This is a genomic window from Klenkia sp. PcliD-1-E (assembly GCF_024124375.1).
Classification (GTDB): Bacteria; Actinomycetota; Actinomycetes; order Mycobacteriales; family Geodermatophilaceae; genus Klenkia.
This window is the reverse complement of record NZ_JAMXRZ010000002.1, coordinates 19,410-38,342: the sequence shown is the minus strand read 5'-3', so window position 1 is coordinate 38,342 and position 18,933 is coordinate 19,410. Positions and strand designations below refer to the sequence as shown.

Annotated in this window: 19 protein-coding genes; 7 read left to right on the top strand and 12 right to left on the bottom strand. The window is 70.3% G+C overall.

The features are described from left to right. Positions 1-286 precede the first annotated feature (286 nt). Positions 287-1,783 carry a S8 family serine peptidase gene (locus tag NH342_RS00955; RefSeq protein ID WP_253010332.1) on the top strand — a complete coding sequence of 499 codons (1,497 nt, stop codon included), beginning with the start codon at positions 287-289 and terminating at the stop codon, positions 1,781-1,783. A gap of 155 nt (positions 1,784-1,938) precedes the next feature. After that, positions 1,939-4,500, top strand: coding sequence for an EAL domain-containing protein (locus tag NH342_RS00950; protein ID WP_253010330.1), 2,562 nt, complete (start codon positions 1,939-1,941; stop codon positions 4,498-4,500). Positions 4,501-4,957: 457 nt separating this feature from the next. Here NH342_RS00950 and NH342_RS00945 read toward each other — a convergent pair whose 3' ends face one another. Further along, complete coding sequence (locus NH342_RS00945) at positions 4,958-5,236, bottom strand: hypothetical protein (RefSeq protein WP_253010328.1); 279 nt, start codon at positions 5,234-5,236, stop codon at positions 4,958-4,960. Positions 5,237-5,507: 271 nt separating this feature from the next. Here NH342_RS00945 and NH342_RS00940 point away from each other — a divergent pair, with 271 nt between their 5' ends. Next, on the top strand, positions 5,508-7,739 hold the full coding sequence (locus NH342_RS00940) for a diguanylate cyclase domain-containing protein (RefSeq protein ID WP_253010326.1): 2,232 nt from the start codon (positions 5,508-5,510) through the stop codon (positions 7,737-7,739). Here the strand turns inward: NH342_RS00940 and NH342_RS00935 are convergent. Further along, positions 7,720-9,903 (bottom strand): SpoIIE family protein phosphatase, encoded by a 2,184-nt coding sequence (locus tag NH342_RS00935; RefSeq protein ID WP_253010324.1) that lies wholly within the window; start codon positions 9,901-9,903, stop codon positions 7,720-7,722. The genes NH342_RS00940 and NH342_RS00935 overlap by 20 nt on opposite strands. A gap of 226 nt (positions 9,904-10,129) precedes the next feature. After that, a complete protein-coding gene (locus NH342_RS00930; RefSeq protein WP_253010322.1) occupies positions 10,130-10,654 on the bottom strand; it encodes a MarR family winged helix-turn-helix transcriptional regulator in 525 nt (174 codons plus the stop codon). Between the two features lie 307 nt (positions 10,655-10,961). On the opposite strand from NH342_RS00930, the gene NH342_RS00925 reads away from it, so the two are divergent. The 3 genes from NH342_RS00925 to NH342_RS00915 all read left to right on the top strand — a co-directional run bounded on the left by NH342_RS00925 (position 10,962) and on the right by NH342_RS00915 (position 14,548). Further along, positions 10,962-11,528, top strand: a complete 567-nt coding sequence (locus tag NH342_RS00925) for a TetR/AcrR family transcriptional regulator (protein WP_253010320.1) — start codon at positions 10,962-10,964, stop codon at positions 11,526-11,528. Positions 11,529-11,762: 234 nt separating this feature from the next. Continuing rightward, complete coding sequence (locus NH342_RS00920) at positions 11,763-12,815, top strand: IS110 family transposase (RefSeq protein ID WP_253010318.1); 1,053 nt, start codon at positions 11,763-11,765, stop codon at positions 12,813-12,815. A gap of 326 nt (positions 12,816-13,141) precedes the next feature. Beyond that, positions 13,142-14,548: a diguanylate cyclase domain-containing protein gene (locus NH342_RS00915; RefSeq protein ID WP_253010316.1), complete on the top strand. Its 1,407-nt coding sequence runs from the start codon at positions 13,142-13,144 to the stop codon at positions 14,546-14,548. A 78-nt stretch (positions 14,549-14,626) separates the two neighbouring features. On the opposite strand, the gene NH342_RS00910 is transcribed toward NH342_RS00915, so the two are convergent. From NH342_RS00910 to NH342_RS00870, 9 genes are all read right to left on the bottom strand, one after another. Then, positions 14,627-14,986, bottom strand: a complete 360-nt coding sequence (locus NH342_RS00910; RefSeq protein WP_253010314.1) for a DUF3040 domain-containing protein — start codon at positions 14,984-14,986, stop codon at positions 14,627-14,629. Beyond that, positions 14,940-15,275 carry a hypothetical protein gene (locus tag NH342_RS00905; RefSeq protein WP_253010312.1) on the bottom strand — a complete coding sequence of 112 codons (336 nt, stop codon included), beginning with the start codon at positions 15,273-15,275 and terminating at the stop codon, positions 14,940-14,942. The genes NH342_RS00910 and NH342_RS00905 overlap by 47 nt, the downstream gene beginning before the upstream one ends. Before the next feature lie 8 nt (positions 15,276-15,283). Beyond that, complete coding sequence (gene amaP, locus NH342_RS00900) at positions 15,284-15,904, bottom strand: alkaline shock response membrane anchor protein AmaP (protein WP_253010310.1); 621 nt, start codon at positions 15,902-15,904, stop codon at positions 15,284-15,286. Beyond that, a complete protein-coding gene (locus NH342_RS00895) occupies positions 15,901-16,431 on the bottom strand; it encodes a DUF6286 domain-containing protein (protein WP_253010307.1) in 531 nt (176 codons plus the stop codon). Before NH342_RS00895 ends, amaP begins: the two co-directional genes overlap by 4 nt. Further along, positions 16,431-16,823, bottom strand: coding sequence for an Asp23/Gls24 family envelope stress response protein (locus tag NH342_RS00890; protein WP_253010305.1), 393 nt, complete (start codon positions 16,821-16,823; stop codon positions 16,431-16,433). Before NH342_RS00890 ends, NH342_RS00895 begins: the two co-directional genes overlap by 1 nt. Then, a complete protein-coding gene (locus NH342_RS00885; protein ID WP_253010303.1) occupies positions 16,820-17,017 on the bottom strand; it encodes a hypothetical protein in 198 nt (65 codons plus the stop codon). The genes NH342_RS00890 and NH342_RS00885 overlap by 4 nt, the downstream gene beginning before the upstream one ends. Positions 17,018-17,297: 280 nt before the next feature. After that, the gene (locus tag NH342_RS00880) at positions 17,298-17,435 is read right to left on the bottom strand and encodes a hypothetical protein (protein ID WP_253010301.1); all 138 of its coding nucleotides are present in this window, start codon (positions 17,433-17,435) and stop codon (positions 17,298-17,300) included. Between the two features lie 295 nt (positions 17,436-17,730). Continuing rightward, on the bottom strand, positions 17,731-18,198 hold the full coding sequence (locus tag NH342_RS00875; protein WP_253010299.1) for an Asp23/Gls24 family envelope stress response protein: 468 nt from the start codon (positions 18,196-18,198) through the stop codon (positions 17,731-17,733). A 203-nt stretch (positions 18,199-18,401) separates the two neighbouring features. Then, entirely contained in the window at positions 18,402-18,776 is a 375-nt protein-coding gene (locus tag NH342_RS00870; RefSeq protein WP_253010297.1) for a hypothetical protein, read from the bottom strand. Here NH342_RS00870 and NH342_RS00865 point away from each other — a divergent pair. Further along, positions 18,753-18,929 (top strand): hypothetical protein, encoded by a 177-nt coding sequence (locus NH342_RS00865; protein ID WP_253010475.1) that lies wholly within the window; start codon positions 18,753-18,755, stop codon positions 18,927-18,929. The two genes, NH342_RS00870 and NH342_RS00865, sit on opposite strands and share 24 nt — an antisense overlap. The last annotated feature ends 4 nt before the right edge of the window (positions 18,930-18,933 follow it).

Sequence of the window (18,933 nt, the reverse complement as noted above, 5' to 3'; positions counted from 1 at the left end):
TGACATGCGGAAGCGGGCTGTCCTCCGCCGCGTGACGGTTTCGCCGGAGCGCAGGCCATCGCTGTCCGGGTGCGCGAGGTGTGTCCGATCAGGTCCCCGGATGGCCCCCTGGTTCGTCTGGTCCCGCCATATCGGGTGAGTTCGCGGTGCCAGCTGATGACACAGCGCGTACATGGATCCTTACTCGAAGTGAGACCTCTGAAGAACGCGGTGGTCGACCAAGTACGACAGGAAGTGGAATCCGATGGCAACAAGGGCACGGTGGGCGGGAGCCCGCGTCTCGGCGGTGCTCGCCGTCTCGGCGATGCTTGTCGGCTACGGCCTGGGCACGGCCCAGGCCGAGGTCAACCCGTCGCTGGGCTACGACGCCCAGACGGACAAGGGTTCGCTGTACAACATCGCCGGCGTCGTCGGCGCGCTGGACGCCTACCGATTGGGCATCACCGGCCGCGGTGTCGGTGTCGCGCTGATCGACACCGGGGTGACCCGGGTCGCCGGGCTGAACTCAGGGAACGTCGTGAACGGTCCTGACCTGTCCTTCGACAGCCAGGACCCGGCGACGGCCCACGTCGACGGTTACGGTCATGGCACCCACCTGGCCAGCATCATCGCCGGTCGCACCGCGGCCGGGATCCCGGCCAGCTACACCGACCCGGCCCGCTTCGCCGGCATCGCGCCCGATGCGAACCTGGTCAACGTCAAGGTCGGCTCGGCCAACGGCGACGTAGACGTCAGCCAGGTCATCGCGGGCATCAACTGGGTAGTCGAGCACCGCAAGGACGAAGGGCTCAACATCCGGGTCATCAACCTGTCCTACGGGACCGACTCGGTGCAGCCCAGCCAGGTCGACCCGCTGGCCTATGCGGTCGAGCAGGCCTGGCGCAACGGGATCGTCGTCGTGGTCGCCGGCGGGAACGAGGGTGACACCACGACGAACCTGGCCAACCCGGCCTCTGACCCGCACGTGCTGGCCGTGGGCGCGATGGACTCGGCAGGCACCGTCACGACCGCCGATGACACCGTGCCCTCCTGGTCCACCGATGGCACCGACGCCCGGCACGTCGACGTCACCGCCCCGGGGGTCTCGGTCCTTGGGCTCCGGTCGCCCGGCAGCACCGCCGACACGCAGAACCCTGGTGCCCGGGTGGGGACCCAGTTCCTGCGTGGATCCGGGACCTCCCAGGCCGCCGCGGTGGTCAGCGGCGAGGCCGCCCTCCTGCTGCAGGCCATGCCGCAGCTCACCCCCGACCAGGTCAAGCAGATCCTCATGGGTTCTGCCACCGGGCTCAACAACGTCTCCGCCCGCCTGGAGGGGTCGGGCACCACCGACCTGCGCAAGGCACTGCGCTCTGTGCCGCGCTCGGTCGCCAACCCCGCGCCGTGGGGGACCGGTACCGGCTCCCTGGAGGCCTCCCGGGGCAGCTTCCACATCGTAGTGGGGGACGGCACCACGGAGGAAACCACCTTGCTGGGCGAGGTCGACGTGTTCGGCCGCGCCTGGGACGCCGCGAAGTGGGCCCAGGACACCGAGAAGGGCAAGACCTGGAAGGACGGCGCTTGGATGGGCAACACGCTGACCGCCCGGGGCTGGACCAACACCGGTGAGGTGCGGAAGAGCTGGCCGACGGCCACCTGGACCAGCGCCGGTGCCGTCCTCGCTGACGGGGAGTGGGCCGGCCGCATGTGGCGGGACGGCGAGTGGGCCGGTCGCATGTGGCGGGACAGCGCGTGGAGTGGCCGCATGTGGCGCAGCGGTGGTTTCTCCAGCGCCGGGTGGTTCTGAGGTGAGCCGCATGTGGTCCACCCCGCGTCCGCCGAGGACACCGCCGGTGCCCCGTCCGGGGACGCCGCGGGAATGACCCGACGAGGGGCCCCTCCTGGGTGAGGTACAGCGGGGCGCGGCTCAAGGCCGCGCCTCGCTGTGTCGTTCCCGTCCTCGTGGACACGACAGCGACCGGGGCGGACCCGGCTCCGGCCCGGGCCCGGCGGATCCTGGTCGACCCCCGGTCGGTGCTGGTTGCCGGCATGGCCGTGGCCATGGCCGGCCTGGCGCTGGCCCTCGGTCTGCCTGTGGCCTCGAACCCGGCCCTCGACGGCGCGGTGGTGTTGCCGTGGTGGCTGCTGGCCGCGCTGTTCGCCGCCACAGAGGCCTGCGTCATGCACATCCAGACCGGCCGGGAGGCCCAGACGGTCTCGGTCAGCGAACTCGTGGTGGTCCTCGGGCTGTTCTACGCCGCACCCGCCGAACTGGTTGCCGGCAACCTGCTCGGGTCGGCGGTCATCCTGCTGGTGCACCGCCGGTCCTCGGTCCTCAAGACCCTCTGGAACATGGCCTCGCTCAGCCTGCAGATGGTCGTGGCCATCACGGTCTTCCGGGTCCTCAACAACGCCGGCGACGCCACCCACTGGCTGGCCTGGGTGGCGGCCTGCGCCGGTTGCCTGGTCGCCAACCGGGTCAGTGTCCTGGCCGTAGCCGGGGTCATGGCGATCTACGACGGGGCGCCGCCGCTGGCGCCGCTGCTGCGCGAGGTCGTCACCGGCGACCCGGCCTCGCCCGTGGTTGTCACCCTGGGTCTCATCGCCGCGACCAGCCTGGCCGCCACCCCGGCCGCCGTCGTGCTGCTGCTGGTGATGGGTGCCGGCCTGCTGATCGGATACCGGGCCTACGCGGCGCTGTCCGACCGGCACCTGAGCCTGGAACGTCTCTACCGCTTCACCCAGGCCATCTCGAGCTCCCCCGAGGTCGACGAAGTATTGCGCAGCGTCCTGGCCGAGGCGAAAGACCTGCTGCACGCCGAGCACGCAGAGGCCGTCTTCGTCGGCGCCGAGGGCGGGGCCCTGGCCCGCGTCCGGCTCGGCCCCACCGGCCGGCTGACCCGGTCAGAGGACCTGCCCGGCGCGGCCGAACAGTGGCTGCTGGACCAGGTCATGCAGGAGGGCACGTCCCTCACGGTGCCGCGCGGCACCCGGGACACCGACGAGCGCGCCTGGCTGGAGGTCCACGGGGCCCGCGACGCCGTCGCGGTCCCGCTGCGCAGCGGGGCCGGCGTGCTCGGGGCCATCATCGTCACCGACAGGCTCGGCGAGGTCCGGACGTTCGAGGACGGCGACGTCCTCATGCTGGAGACCGTCGCGACCCACGCCAACGTAGCGCTGCAGAACGGCGAGCTCATCTCCCAGCTGCGCCACGACGCGCTGCACGACGCCCTCACCGGTCTGCCCAACCGTGCCCTGCTGCAGCGCCGGCTGGCCGCGCTGCTGGGCGACGGGGGTCCGGGCCGTACACCAGCCGGGGCCGTGGTCATCCTGGACCTCAACGGATTCAAGGACGTCAACGACACCCTCGGCCATCACCAGGGCGACCTGCTCCTGGTGGAGGTGGGGGCCCGACTGCGCACCTGCGTCGGTGCCGACGGCCTCGTGGTCCGGCTGGGCGGCGACGAGTTCGCCGTGCTGCTGGAGGGCGCCGACGAGGGCGCCGCCCTAGAGGCAGGCCGCCGAATCCTGGGGGAGCTGCGGACCCCAGTGCTCCTGGACGGTGTCGAGGTCGAGGTCAGCGGCTCGCTGGGGATCGCCTTGTCTCCCCAGCACGCCACCGACCCGGCGGCGCTGCTCAAGCGCGCCGACGTGGCCATGTACGAGGCCAAGCGCACCGGGGAAGGCCTCCGACTGTATGAAGCACACCTGGACCCCAACGACGTGAACCGGCTCGCGTTGGTCGCCGAACTGCGGGCCGCGCTCACCACCGACGACATCCAGGTGCACGTCCAACCCCAGGGACGCACCGAGAACGGCCGTGTGTGCAGCGTAGAGGCACTGGTCCGGTGGAACCACCCCACCCGCGGCCGCATCTCGCCCGAGGAATTCATCCCGATCGCCGAGCGCAGCGGGCTCATCGGCGCCCTCACGACCCGGGTTCTCGACGCGTCCCTGGCCGCTGTCGCCCACTGGCGCCGCAGCGGGCACGACCTGTCCATCGCCGTCAACCTCTCCAGCCGCAGCCTGCTGGACCCGGGCCTGGTCGACGAGGTCGCCCAGCTGCTGAGCCACCACGGCGTCCCGCCGGTCGCACTCACCCTCGAAGTCACCGAGGGATCGGTCATGGCCGACCCGACGCGGGCGATCAGCTTGCTGCGCGAGCTCAGGCAGCTTGGTGTGCGGCTGTCCGTCGACGACTTCGGCACGGGCTACTCCTCGCTGTCCTACCTGCAGCGGCTGCCCATCGACGAGGTCAAGATCGACAAGAGCTTCGTCGCCGACATGCTCCACCGCCCCGGAGACACCTCCATCGTCCGGGCGGTCGCCGACCTCGGCCGCAACCTGGGCCTGGACGTTGTCGCCGAGGGCGTGGAGGACCAGGACACCTGGGACGCCCTCACCGAACTCGGCGTCCACCTCATCCAGGGCTGGCACCTCGCCCGCCCCATGCCGGTCGACGCCCTCCTGTCGTGGCTGGACGACCGTGCTGCAACTGCGGCCAAGGCCGTCCTTGCGACCTGAGCGAACTCGCGTTCTGGTAGCTCCTGCACTCCCAGCCTGGGCCAGCTGCCCTCGCCCGCCCTGAGCTGGCAGTCGGGCCAGTTTGATGGGTCGAGGCGCCAGATGTCGGGGCAATGCGGCCTGTGAGCTGCGTGCCGGTGTCCTATCGGCGTCGGGACGCTACAACCCATCACTTGGCGGCAGGACTGGTGTCGTGGAACGTGCCACCAGGCTTCGTGGTCGGTGAGATTCTGGGCGGTGAGCACTGCAGCACGGGGTCTACCGCCGTGCGGCTGGCCCTGGGGTGGGGCGGCCTATCAGGGACCCAAGGGTGTGATCCGGTCCGCCGCGGAGCCCACGGCGGACCGGATTGCGCGCGGGGCGGCCGTGACGAGGGGCGCACGTGGATGCGCATTGCCCGAAGCGAGGCCCGGTCCGGCCATAGTCAAGGGCAATTGCGTTCTGCTGCTGCATTCTTCTACCACTCCCGCAGTTCGTGCTGGGCTGCGAGCAGGTCTGCGGCTGCGCGGCGCCTGCGCTGCTCGGTGAATTCGACGATCTGCATGTCCAGGACCGTCCCGCACTGCCAACTGTCCCACCCGAGCCGCAGGTGCAGCAATGCTGCGGCTGCGGGCCGGTCGCACGCGGCAGACACCAGGTCCAAGACTGTGGACCGATGCTCGATGGCTGCACACACTGCCGTGAAGTATCGGACGCGTTGTTCCAGCAGGCGCTGACGTTGCTCATCACTCGTCATGCCCGACCCTCCGCAGAGACTGATTCTTGCCTGCGCCCGGAATGGTCGCACCGTCCGCGCCTCGGCACGTGGGCCTCGACGCCCTGCCGGGCGATCTCCGGAACGTCGTCGACCGGGCGGCAAACACTGTGGGCGGTCCCTCCTCCGGGGTACCGCCAATTCTTGTGGAATCAATGCTGAGGGCTGACGTGCCGAAGTGGTGACCAGTAGCGCCACACTCCCATCCTGGGGGCGACATGGCAGGAGGAACGGGGCCGGAATGTCCAACACGATGAGCAGCACCCTGGATGAGATCCTGACAGGGGGTGGGGTGCGCAGTGTGTTCCAGCCCATCGTGGACCTGGACAGCGGCGCCGTGGTGGCCTACGAGGCGCTGGCCCGCGGGCCGGTAGGCCCGTTGCAGGCACCAGACACGCTGTTCACGGTGGCCCGTTCGGCCGGCAGGCTGGGCGAACTGGATGCCTTGTGTCGTTCGGCGGCGTTCCGGGGGGCCGTGGCAGAGGGGCTGCTGGCCCCGCTGACGGTGTTCGTGAACGTGGAGCCCGAGGTGCTGGACACCGCGCCGCTGGAGGAGCTGCTGACGATTGCTGACGGCGCGCCGGCGGAGTTGCGGGTGGTCGTGGAGATCACGGAGCGGGCGATCGCGGCACGCCCGGCGGAGTTGCTGGCCACCGTGCAACGGATCCGGGAGATCGGCTGGGGACTGGCCCTGGACGATGTGGGCGCGGACTCGATGTCCTTGGCATTCATGCCACTGCTGCAGCCCGATGTGGTCAAGCTGGACCTTCGCTTGGTGCAGGACCGGCCTGGGCCTGAGGTCGCTGAGATCATGAACGCGGTGAATGCCTATGCCGAGCGCACCGGCGCCCTGGTGCTCGCCGAGGGGATCGAGACCCAGGCGCACGTCGTGCAGGCTCTCGCCCTGGGTGCGACGTTGGGTCAGGGTTGGTTGTTCGGGCGCCCGCAGCCCGGCCCCGCCGGGCATCTGCCCACCGCGGAGCTGGTGTTGCCGGCCGTGCCCGCCGGGACGCCAGGGACCGATGTCTCCCCCTTCGCCTGCCTGCCAGCCGGAACCCCGCTGCGCCGCTCGCCCAAGCTGCTGCTCATCGAGCTGTCCAAGCAGCTGGAGCGGCACGCTATGCGGGTGGGGGAGACTGCGGTGGTGGCCGCGACCTTCCAGGACGCGCGGCACTTCACGCCCTCCACCGTCGGGCGCTACCGCGAGCTGGCCGCCCGCACCGGCTTCGTCTGCGCTCTGGGTGAGGGTCTTCCTGCCGAGCCCCTGCCCGGGGTCCGCGGGGCGACCCTGGCCGACACCGACCAGGTGCGCGGTGAATGGGACCTGGCCGTCCTCAGCCCGCACTTCAGCGCTGCGCTGCTGGCACGGGACCTGGGGGACGAGGGCCCGGACATGGAGCGCATGTTCGAGTACGCCGTGACCTATGACCGGACGACCGTCGCCCGCGCAGCACATGCCTTGGTGGCCCGGGTCGCGCCTCGGGCCGAGCGTACGGTCGGGCAGATGCAGCAGCGGACAGCAGCGTCCACCGCACCGCGGCTGCCTGATCCCACGGTGACCGGTCCCGCGGTGGAAGGGCTGCTGCACCGAGCGCTGGCCGCCACCACCAGCGGGGTGGTCATCGTCGACCTGCTGGCCCCCGACCAGCCCCTGGTGTACGTCAACCGGGCGTTCGAGGAGCTGTCGGGTGCGCCTCGGGAGGAGGTTCTCGGGCGCAACTGCCGCTTCCTGCAGACCGGGGACACCGACCTGGCCGCGGTGGCCCGTATCCGCGAGGCGATCAAGGATGGCCGGGAGTGCCGCGAGACGCTGCTCAACCACCGCGGGCCGCAGCGAACTCCGTGGTGGAACGAGCTGCACCTAGCCCCGGTGACTGATGCCTCCGGGCGAGTGGTGCAGTACATCGGCGTGCAGAACGACGTGACTGCTCGGGTGGAGGCTGAACGCAGCCTGGCCCGCGAGCAGGACCGCACCCGGCAGTACCTGGCCCGGATTGAGCAGCTGGCCTACACCGACCCGCTGACCAACCTGCCCAATCGGCGCCGGCTGCAGGAACAGGTCGAGCTGGCGCTGTGGGAGGCCGCTGCCGGGGGGACCGCGGTGGGGCTGCTGTTCGTCGACCTGGACGGGTTCAAGGCGGTCAACGACCGGCTCGGGCACGCCGCCGGCGACGAGTTGCTGGTGACGATCAGTCAACGGTTGCGCGCCGGCCTGCGGCGCACCGACCTGCTGGCCCGCCTCGGCGGGGACGAGTTCCTGGTTGCTCTCCCCGGCCTGGACCCCCACGCGGCGGCCGCCGAGGCTGACCGGGTGGCCAGTCACCTGGCCGAGCTGGTCGGTGCACCGGTTCCACTGCGGGGGGTGGACGTGCAGGTCGGTGCCAGCATCGGCTGGGCTACCAGCCAGGACGACGGGGCCGATTTCGCTGGCTTGCTGCATTGCGCGGACCAGCGGATGTACCAGGTCAAACAGCTCGTCGGTTGAGGCTGCCGGCCCGGTTGGCAGACCGATGCTCGCCGTGCGCTGGGGATGGGGGACTGTCGCCGTGAGCGGGCACGCCCTGGGCGTGCAGGCGAACGGCGACGACGGCGACGTCGTCTGCCGGGGAGCTGTCCACGAGCTGCGTGAGCAGCTGGTCGCACAGGTCCTCCAGAGGTCGGTCGTCGAGCCTGGACAAGACGGTGCGGAGGCGGTCCAGCCCGGTGTCGATGTCGGCGTCTCGGCGCTCGATGAGGCCGTCGGTGTACAACAGCACGGTCATACCCGCCTCGACGGTGGTCACCGACTCGGTCCGGTGGCCACCCAGGTCGGTGCCCAGCAGGACGTCCGCGCGCGGGGTCGATAACCGCTGCACCCGTCCACCGTGGCCCAGCAGGAGCGGAGGGGGGTGGCCGGCGTTGGACCACCGCAGCCGGGTCACGCCGGGCCCCGTGTCGCTGGAGTCGCCGGTGTCGCGTTCAAGTCTGACAACGGCGACGGTGACCAGGGTGCGGACATCGAGCAGGCGCATGGAGTTGTCCAGGCGAGTGAGGATCTCGGCCGGCCCGATGTCGGTGCTGGTGGCGATGCCGCGCAGCAGCGCCCGCACCTGGCCCATGGTGGCGGCCGCGGCGATGTCGTGCCCGGCGACGTCGCCGATGACCAGCACGGTGTCCCCGTTCTGCTGGAGGAACACGTCGTACCAGTCGCCCCCCACGGCGGCGGCCTCGGCGGCGGGCAGGTAACGTACGGCCACGTCGGCTTGGTGAAGGTGCGGGGGAGGGGTCAGCAGGCTGCGCTGCAGCTGTTCGGCCCGTTGCCGTTGTTGGCTGAACAGTCGGGCGTTGTCCAGAGCCATCCCGGCTCTACCGGCGACCTCGGCGGCGGTGGACAGGTCGGCGTCGGACAGGTGGCCCCGGGCGGCGGAGTTGAACAACGTCAGCAAACCGACGGTGCGGTCACGCCCGCGCAGGGGGAGGACCGCGAAGGAGTCAGGGGCCAGCCGGCCGATCAACTCCTGTGCCTGCCCTGCCTGCAGCACCTGCTCGATCGCCGCGGTGGCACCGCTGATGCACACCGCCCGCTCACCTGAGGCCAGCACCTGCAGGAGATGGGCGTCGTCCCGCAACGCGGGGATGCGCACGGCGATAAAGTCATCCAGGACCGGGCGCAGGTCAGGGTCGCGGTGCCATGCCCCCACATCGTGGATGGATGCCCGGGAACCGGCCGGCGCCTCGTCCTCGACGAGGGTCACCACGCACCAGTCAGCCAGGGCGGGGACCACCAGCTGGGCCAAGCGCGCCACCAACGTGTCGGCTTGCAAGGTGCCTGAGAGCTGCTCGGTGACAGCGGCGAGCAGGGCCAGGCTGGCCGCGCCGCTGGCTGCCTGCGCCTGCTCCCGGCGTTGGGTGGTGATGTCCAGGAAGTACACCGACAGACCTGCCTCGTTGGGCCAAACGAGGACCTCGTACCAGGCGTCCAGGGGTGGGGGGTAGTGCGCCTGGAACGTGACGTCGCGCCCGGTGACCATGGCGTGGCGGTAGTGGACTTCGAAGAGGCTGTCGACGGCGGCGGGGAATGCCTCCCAGATGACCCGGCCGAACAACTCCTCCCGGGTGCTGCGCAGCAGTTCCTCGGCGCGGGCGTTGAGATAGGTGAACCGGAACCGTCGGTCCAGGAAGAAGAAGGCAGCCGGCATTGCCTCCAACACGTGGGTGACACCCAAGTCGGCCCAGCGGTGGCTGGTGTGATCGTGGGTGGTGACGCTGTGGTGGTCGGTCACATCGGCGACGACGCCGAGGAAGCGTTCGGCGCGACCGCCGGCGCCGCGCAGGGTCCGACCCAGAAGGCAGAGCCATCTCTCACCGCCCGACAGACGCACCCGAAACGATGACCGTATTTCTGAGCGAGCATCGGTCGCAGACTGCAGGGTGCCGATCACCCGCTCCCGGTCACCGGCATGAACCCGGTCGGTGAGGTCAGCGATGCCGGAGATGGGCGGGCCAGCTGGCGAGCCGACAAGCTCCAGCAGCTGGCCGCTGCAGGTCAGCTCACCGGTGGTCAGGTCCCACTCCAGCGTGCCGACCCCGGCGACGTCGATGGCCAGGGCGCCGTGCACGAACTCGGGGTCGTACCCATGGTCGTGGGGTGGCTCGTCGGGGTGGGCCACAGCATCCTCCTCACAGGGGGCGTTACACGGCCGGCCCGGACTGCTCGGTCAATGACGGCGACAACAGCTGCGGATCAGTTGTCGGCAACCTACAGCTGACGGCAGCTCATCGTCAGGTCCCCTGACGAACTGGAGGTGGGTGTCCGATTGCCCGGGGAGTCCGGGGTGTGGGGATGGTGCGGGCCGTGGCGGGTGTGAGGGGGTAGTCCCTGTCAAGGCAGCGGCCTCATCGCGGCGCCAGCGGTGTGGGCCGCGTGGGGCCGGGGTCCTCACCGCTGTCCGGAGACGTGGTCGGGGCGGCCACAAGGGGGTCTGCTGGTAGCGGTCGCCGCTCGAAGTCGATGAGCTGCAGGTGCTCGCGGAGCACCTCGGCGGAGTGCCCGCCCAATGTCGCCTCCAGCCGGCCGAGGACCTGGTAGGCGTCGGTGGCCAGGGCCGTGCCCCGTTCGGTGATGCCCAGCAGTCGTCCACCGCGCCGTCCGGGATCGACGGTAAAGGCGAACAAGCCCAGGTCGACCAAGCCCTGGGCCAACTGATGGGTCGATTGCCGAGTGTTGCCCAAGCGGCGCGCCAAGGTGGGCACGGTGAGGCGATCGAACCCGGCGTAGGCGAACACCAGGGTCTGGGCCGGGCTCAGCCGCGGCCACCCCATCCGCAGCAGTTCAGCTGCACACGCTGCGTCGAACCAACGGCTGCCCATCAGCAGCAGCCGAGCCAGAGGCGGGGCGGGGCGATCCTGGAGGGGCTGCACAAGCTTCAAGCTATCGCCCGCCGCACACCGCGGGGGCTGCGTCCACGACGTCCCTCTCACCCAGCGAGCGGTCCGTTGGTACCGGCGCCACCCCACGGCGGCCGGGAGACGGCTCGGGCGGCTTGGCCGGGCATACAATCGTCAGGTTTCATGCCAATATGCGTTGCGTGCCATCGAGACGTAGAAGTTCAGGGTCGGCGATATGCCGAACGGGTACGCCAGCTTCGTTCTCGGCTGGCGGGCAGTTCACGGCGGGCTGGTGTGCCCGGTCGGTGAACTCCCACTCGGGGGGCGAGGTGGCCTCGTCGTGACCGACCGACACCCGGGTCGGCCGCTGTCTGCGGAGTTGACTGAGCGGGTGAAGACCGCCGCGGCTGAGGTGCTGGCCGAACACGGTGAACGCGCCCTGAACGCGGACATGCTGTCCAGCATGCTGGGGTGCGGCAAGGCCGGGATCTACCGGCGCTGGCCGTCCATCTCCTACCTGGTGGCCGATGTGATCACCGACGCTGTCCACGTGCCCTACCCAGATCTGACTGGTGCCATTGCCGATGACCTGGCCAGCTTGATCCCCAGCTGGGCTGCACCACCGAATCAGTCCGAGCGGGCTGCGGCCGCCGTGGTGTCCATGGCCGGCGCCGATCCTGTCATTGCAGCTGCGGTGGAGCAGTCCCTTCTCGCGCCCCTTCAGGACGGAGTCCAGGCCGTAGCCGCAGCAAGCCGGGCGCAGGGGCAGACCATCACCACCGTGCAGGTGGCGTCATGGCAGGCGTTGCTGCAAGCCCTGTGGTGGCAACGGCTCAGCCCCCACCCGTTGTCCTGGGAACGACCCCATCTCATCGCCCTCCTCCGCGGCGTGGTTAACGCTGCGTGAGTACTGACAGTGAGGATGGTTGCAGCGTCATCGGGCGCGGTCTGACCCAGTGTTCTGACCGACGCCTGGCTGTCTTGGCTGAGATCTGTCGGCCGCGTCCGGTGGCGTCTGTGCGCACGTCCGAGCGGGTGGTCATGACCTCATAGGAGCCTGTGCGAGAGGCACCCATCACTGTCTTGTCCGACCGGCCCGCCCGGACGCGCGTCGCCATCACCGGTGCGAGCGGGAGACGACATGACGAGCATGACCAGCACCCGGCGGGTTGTCACCGTCGGGGTGGACCCCCACAGCGACACCCACCACGCGGCAGTCTTCGATGAGGTGGGCCGCCCGATCGCCGACGCCGGCTTCCCCACCACGCCGGAGGGCTACCGGCACCTGCGTGAGTGGGCCGCCGAGCACGGCGAAGTCGCTGCGTTTGGGGTGGAGGGCACCGGCGCCTACGGCGCCGGGCTGGCCAGAGACCTGCGGGCGGCTGGGCAGGTGGTGATCGAAGTGGACCGGCCCGACCGCAAGACCCGACGTCAGCACGGCAAGAGCGACCCGATCGATGCCTACGCCGCCGCAGCAGCCGTGCTCTCCGGCGCCGCAGTCGGCATTCCGAAGACTCGCGACGGGCAGGTGGAGGCCATCCGCACGCTGCGGGTGGCCAGGCGCAGCGCCATCAAGGGCCGCACCCAGGCGATCAACCAGCTCAAGGCCGTCGTGCTCACCGGACCAGCGCAGCTGCGCTTGGCGCTGGCCGGGCAGTCCACCCGAGAGCTGCTGGGCACCTGCCGGCGGATGCGCACCACCCAGCCGCCGTCCCAGGCCAGCGACCCGGTCGCTGCGGCGACCAGATCAACCCTGCGCCGGCTGGCCCGACGGATCACCGCGCTGACCGAGGAGATCGCCGACATCGACACCGAACTGCAGCCCCTGGTCCAGGCGACAGCCCCGCAGTTGATGGATGTCTACGGCGTTGGCACCGAAGTCGGCGCCCAGCTACTGATCACCGCCGGGGACGACCCTGACCGTCTCCGCTCCGAAGCCGCCTTCGCCCAGCTCTGCGGCACCGCACCGCTGCCGGCCAGCAACGGCCGCACCACCCGCCACCGGCTCAACCGCGGCGGCGACCGACATGCCAACTACGCCTTGCACGTCATCGCCCTGGTCAGGCTCTCCGCCCACCAACCCACCCGCGACTACGCTGCCCGCAGACGCGCCCAAGGCCTGAGCAACCTCAAGATCATTCGCTGCCTCAAGCGCTACATCGCCCGCGAGATCCACCACGTCCTGACCACTTGACGAGGCATAGGAGCATCTCACCGGTCAGCACCTCCCCAGCGGTGTGCGCTGAGGTGCGTGAGACGTCCCGGGGGCTGACACGGACGCCGACGACGATTAGCGTCCAGCCACTCCCGCCGGTGACCCCCGTGACCGGCGGGCTTCCCTGCACCGCGCTAGTCAGCCACACTGAAGATGACCTTTGCTGCTGGCTGCGTCGACAGCAGCGGACCCCGCATCACCCCGTGGGGTGAGCTCTTGTTTCAGCGTTCAAGCAGGGCCATTGGGTGCCCGTTACCCACGACATGCCCCTGGCGCAGCCCGCTCCTGCAACGCAAGGTCGAACGATGACGGACCTCGATCTGGCCGACCTGCCCATCGACCCCGAGCTGGACGGAGTGCTGCGGCTGGCTGTCATGCTCACCGGCGCCGGGCAGGCAGTGATCAACCTGCTGGACGGTTCCTGGCAGTACCAGCTCGCCCGCACCGGCTCCGGGTGGTCGCGGTCCCCTCGACATGAGTCCCTGTGTCAGACCGCGGCGCGCTCACGGGTCACCGTGGCAGTGGGGGACGCCTCGGCGGTCCCGGCGTTCGCCGGTAACCCGTGGGTCGATGGTCGCCGTGGCCACGTGCGGCTGTATGCCAGCACACCGCTGCAGGTTGCCGGCGTCATCGTGGGGACCCTGTGCGTACACGATGACACCCCCGGTGACCTGACCGGTGCCCACATCGCTGCTCTGGAGGACCTCGCCGCGCTGGTCGTGGTGCTGTTGCAGCGACGGCGCACCGATCGCAGCGCCGACCAGGCCCAGTCCTTCTTCGGCGAGGCCTATGCGCGGCTGTCTCGCACCCAGGCGTTCTCCCGAGCTCTGCTGGAGGCGCTCCCGGTAGGGGTGGTCGCCGCCGACGCCGATGGGCAGGTCACCTACTTCAACAGGGTCAGCCGCCAATGGCACGGGCACGACGAGCCCGCGGGTGAAGCCGCCCGGGTCGCCCCCGCGGACATCCCCACTGCCTATGATCTGTTCGCCTCCGATGGGGTCACCCCGCTGTCGGCTGGCCAGGTTCCTCTGCTGCGCGCGTTCGAGGAAGGCCGGGTGCTCGACGCCGAGATCGTCATCCGTGCCCACGGGGCACAGGCACGGCTGGTCACCTGCTCGGCGTCGCGCGTCATGGGCGATGACGGAGAGGTGCTGGGCGCGGTGGTGGCGATGGCTGATGTCACCAGCCAGCGAAAGATGGAGCAGCAGCTGCGCACCGCCGCTCTGCACGACGGCTTGACCGGACTGCCCAACCGGACCCTGCTGATGGACCGGCTCACCCACGCGCTGCACAGCGCAACCCGGCAGGGCACCCAGGTCGCCGTTCTCTACTGCGACCTGGACCGCTTCAAAGCCGTCAACGACCACCACGGCCACGCCGTGGGCGATGAGGTGCTCATCACCGCCGCCGGCTACCTGCGCCAGGCCGTACGCCCGGGTGACACCGTGGCCCGACTCGGTGGCGATGAGTTCGTCCTGCTGTGCCCGGGGATGCGCAGCTGGCAACAGGCCGACACCATCGCCGACCGCGTTCGCGGTGCATTCACCGCCCCGGTGCTGTCCACCCACGGCACGCACACCATCGGCATCAGCGTGGGGGTAGCGATCTCCGGCACCGACTCCTCACCGGACACGTTGCTCAGCAGCGCCGACCGGGCCATGTACACAGCCAAACGGAGCCGCCGAGACCTCCCCACCCCTCGACGGGGCTGACCCCGCCTGCCGGTTGGGGGCGTCCGGTGTTCCAGCGGCTGCAGGCCTGACCTGCCACCACGTGCACCGCGCCGACGGCTATCGGCGGTGGCGACTTCGGCGGTCCACCGAGGCGACGCCGGCCAGCACCTGGATCGACGCGCGCAGGCGAAGTGCGGTGAGCAGACCGGCCGGGTACAGCACCGCCAGCGTCGTGGCGAGAACCAGGGCTGCGGAGTTTCCGAACCACAGGTATGCCGTGACCAGGGCGCTGGTCAGCAGGATCCAGCACCAGGTCATGGTCTGCACCGGCCATGGTGCGGCGGCGGGGACCGAGGTGGCCAGGCGGTCGGCGAAGCGCGGGTCGTCGGCGCGCAGCCGGTCGGCCAGCGCGGCCAACTCCCGCTCGCTCTCAGCGTCCATGACCGGGCCCGCGTCGGCGATGACCCTGACCGTCATGGCTGCTGCGGTAGTGCCACGCGCCGGCCAGCAGGGGTGCGACCGAGATGACCGCCGCGACGGTGGAGGGCCACACCCCGGCGAGCTCCCAGCGGCCGGTGGACAGCAACGCCGCACCGGTCTCGGCCACCGCGGTGAGCAGCAGCAACAACACCAAGACGTGGACGTCGCTGCGGGGGCGTCCGGCAGCGGCGGCGCGCACCAAGAACGTTCCGGTGGCGGCAGCGAGGACGGCGGCTGTGGTAAGCACCAAGGCCCCCGAGGGAATGGTGCCCAGGTCGGTGGACATCGGCGTGGTCAGCGCACGTCGCGGGCGGTGGTACGGGGCACGGTGAGCTCCAAGCGGGTGGGCAACGAGGCAACCCCGAGGGCGGTTCGAGCGTGGGTGAGCGCCTGCTCGCTGACCTGTTGCTGCACCTGGTCGACATCGACCCGTCCGTCCAGGGCGACGGTGAGGGTAAGGGTGGGTGCGCTGATGGTGCCGCTGAGATGGGCTCGGGCCCGGGTCACGCCGCGGTAGGTCTCGACGTCGGCCTCGATGGCGTCGGTGAGTGCGGACGCGGCGATGGTGGTGCGGCCCTGCCCGGTGCGTTCCCCGATGCGCAGCGTGGACACCCGGTTGGACCGGGCTTGGGCCAGCAGCCACCACGCGCACAGCACCATCAGGAGCACCCCGCCGGCGGCGATGGGCCACCACACCCAGCTGTGGGAGGTCAGCCAGGTGTCGGCGACGTGATTGAGCACCGCCTGGTCCTGGGCTGGGGGGTTGAGCAGTCCGGTGCCCAGCGCGAGGGTGAGCAGCCCAGCGGTCAGCAGGAGCACACCTGCCAGCACGAGCAGGAGGCGGTTGGTTCGTACTGCGCCCGGTGACCGGGTCTCGGTGGGCAGGGTGGCCGGTCCGGCTTGGACGGTAGTCACGAGGGGCCTCCCTGGATGCGGACGGTTACCGGGGGGGTGCGCCGTAGGTGCAGCCCGGCCAGTGCCTGGGTGGCCACCGAGTCGAGCTGGGTGGACAGGTCACCGGGGTCGGTGATCAGGGTGCGAGCGGTGAGGGTGACCCGGCGTCCGCGAGCGGCGGCCCGCACCGATTCCACGCCGGGCACATCGCCGGCTGCGTGCTCGACGACGCGGGCCACCGAGGACCGGGGGAGTGCCGCGGTGACGTCCGGATGCCCGGATTCCAGGACCAGCAGCCCGGGACGCCGCGGCGTGAGTTCGGCGATTAGCACGACTAGTCCGACGACGGCCAGGCCGACGCCGATGACGATGACCGGGGCCGAGGACCACGCGTGGCCCCGGACGAAACCGGCCGCGGGCTCGTAGGGCACCACCAGGTGCCCGGTGCCACCGAAGGCGCGGTGGGCGATCTCCACGACCACCACGGCGCCGGCGGCGAACCCGAGGGCGGCGAGCACGACGGCCGCAATGCGGTCGAATAGTCGCATCAGGCAACCCTCCCGCGGCGGCTGCGGGGGGCGGGCATAGCGGTGACGGCGATGTCGACCTGGGCGGTGTGGATGTCGGCCAGGGTGGTGAGCCGGTCGATGACGGCTGCGCGGACCGCGCGGGTGACGTCGATGATCGAGGCCGGCCACGCCACGCCCAGGTCGATGGTGATGGTGGCGATGTCCCCGTGCACCTGGGCGGTGACCGCAGGTGCGCCGAGCTCATCACCGATGGCGACCCCCAGTACCCGGTGGGGGGAACCGGTGGCGTGTTCAATGCCGGTGGCGGCGTGGGCGGCGATCTTCACGATCACCCGGTCCTTGATATCCAGTCGGCCGCGGTCCTCCGGGGGGGTGTCCAGCCGGGGGTCAGCCGATGCGGTGAGGCTCATCGCCGGGTGCGGTCGGCGCCGGGCAGGTAGCTGGACACATCGATCTGGCCTTCCACGGCCTTGCCGACGATGAATCCGATGGCGCCGAGGACGGCGACCAGGACGAAAGCCCCGAACCCCCCGAAGGCGCCGGCCACGCCGAGGATGAGGCCCACAACCAGGCCTAGAGTGCTGGGACGCATGATGATCTCCAAGGAGGGGAACGTGGGTAGGCAGGTAGGGAAAGGGCAGCTCAGCGCAGCGGGACGCTGCGCGTGGGGCGCCTGCCCCGGCGCAGGCGCCGGTGCAGTCGGCGTAGCCGAGCCGGCAGTGACCTGCTGGGCACCACAGTGACCGGCGGGCGGTGGCGACCGTGGTGGCTGCGACCACGGTCGGCCAGCCCGGCCTGGAAGATGGCCGGATCCCCGCCGACGTCTGGGTGGTGGGCCCGCACAAAGGCCCGGAACTCAGCGCGCTGGCCACCGCCGGTAGCGCTCATGCGGTTGTCCCGGGGCTAGTCGTATCGACCTGCAGCGCGGCGGCATCCTCGCCTACAACGATGTCGTCGATGGCGACGGCGACCACTGCACCGGGAGCATGGGCTGCGATCACGGTGTGCACCTGGGTGGCCACGGTCGCCATCGTCGGGCCGTATACGGCCACGACATGAACGTCGACCTGCAAGCTCTGTGTTGTGGAGCCATTCCCTGACGCGTGCCGTACCGCGATTCCGGGCACCCGCCGGCCGGGCAGGTAGGTCGCGACCGTGCCCAACGAGCCAGGGGATAGGTCAGCCACGGCCGGACACGCACGCACCGCTGCGGCAAGGCTTCGATGTCGACGCCCTCCACGACTGGACCCGGTCCTGCAGGTTGGGAGGGCAGCGCCCGGGCAGTCGGGGCTGGGGGGTGCGTGCGGCCCGGGCCGGTCACTGGACTCGGGAGGGCTGCTGCTCGTCCTCCGTTGCGGCGTCGTCGGTGGGCAGGTGGATGTCGTCGACGGCGATGTTGACCTCCACGACCTCCAAGCCGGTCATCTGCTGCAGGTTGGAGATGACGTTGCGCCGGATCCCGGCGGCGAGGTCGGCGATGGCCACGCCGTACTCCACGACGACATCGATGTCGATGGCGGCCTGGGTCTCCCCGACCTCCACCGAGACACCCTGGCTGACGTTGGCGCCACCGGAGCCCGGGATGCGTTCGCGGATAGCACCGAATGCGCGGGCGGTGCCGCCACCGAGACGGTGAACGCCATTGACTTCGCGAGCGGCCATTCCGGCGATCTTGGAGACGACGGTGTCGGCGATGGTGGTCTTCCCCTGGGTGGAGACCAACTCGGTGGAGGGCTTGCTCGCACCCTTGCCGGTCGTGGTGGTGGGGTCGGTGGGGGTGCTCATCACAGCTCCTGGGTCGGGGGCGCCGGCGAGCGCTGAGCTCACGGCTGCGACGCGGACGGCCGCACCCCCTGCTTTACCGCGTAAATAAGATGCAAACCTCGTTGTCGAACGATGACTGTCGACTCGGACCGGATGCCGGCAATCGGGCTACAGGTGGGTGGTCCGGGCGGAGACCACGGTGGAGAGCCGGGTGATGAGGTTCTTCAATGATTCCCGAACTCGGTCCCTGTCTCGTCCAGGGACAGCAGGTCCTGCAGGTCGACCAGCATCGGAAAGCCCGTCCCGATGTCGGCCCGGCCGTCATCGGTGCTGCCGTCGGGGTCGTCGATGGTGTTGCTTGCCACCCCGCGCTGGGTGACTTCCGGCAGCAGGTGGCCCAGCAGGAAGCTGGTGTAGGCCCGGTAGGCCCGGTAGACCACGACGGCCTGCTCAGGGCTGAATCCATGGGCCAGCAACGCCGACAGCAGCGACTCCACCCACCCGAGGCTGCGTAGCGGGGGTCTGACCCATGGTGCGGCCGGGGGGCGGGTGGCCACCAACGGGAACAAGGCGGGGTGGGCCAGCGCGATGCGTCGCACCCCATGGGCCAGTCGCTGCAGGTAGTCCTGCCAGCCGCGCTGTGGCTCGAGGTCGACGTCGTCGTCGGTTTACAGCTCGTCGACGACGGCTTCTGCAACGAAGAGCGCCCCGCCACCGACCCTTACCGAGGGTCGGGACTGCTGCACGGATAGGTGA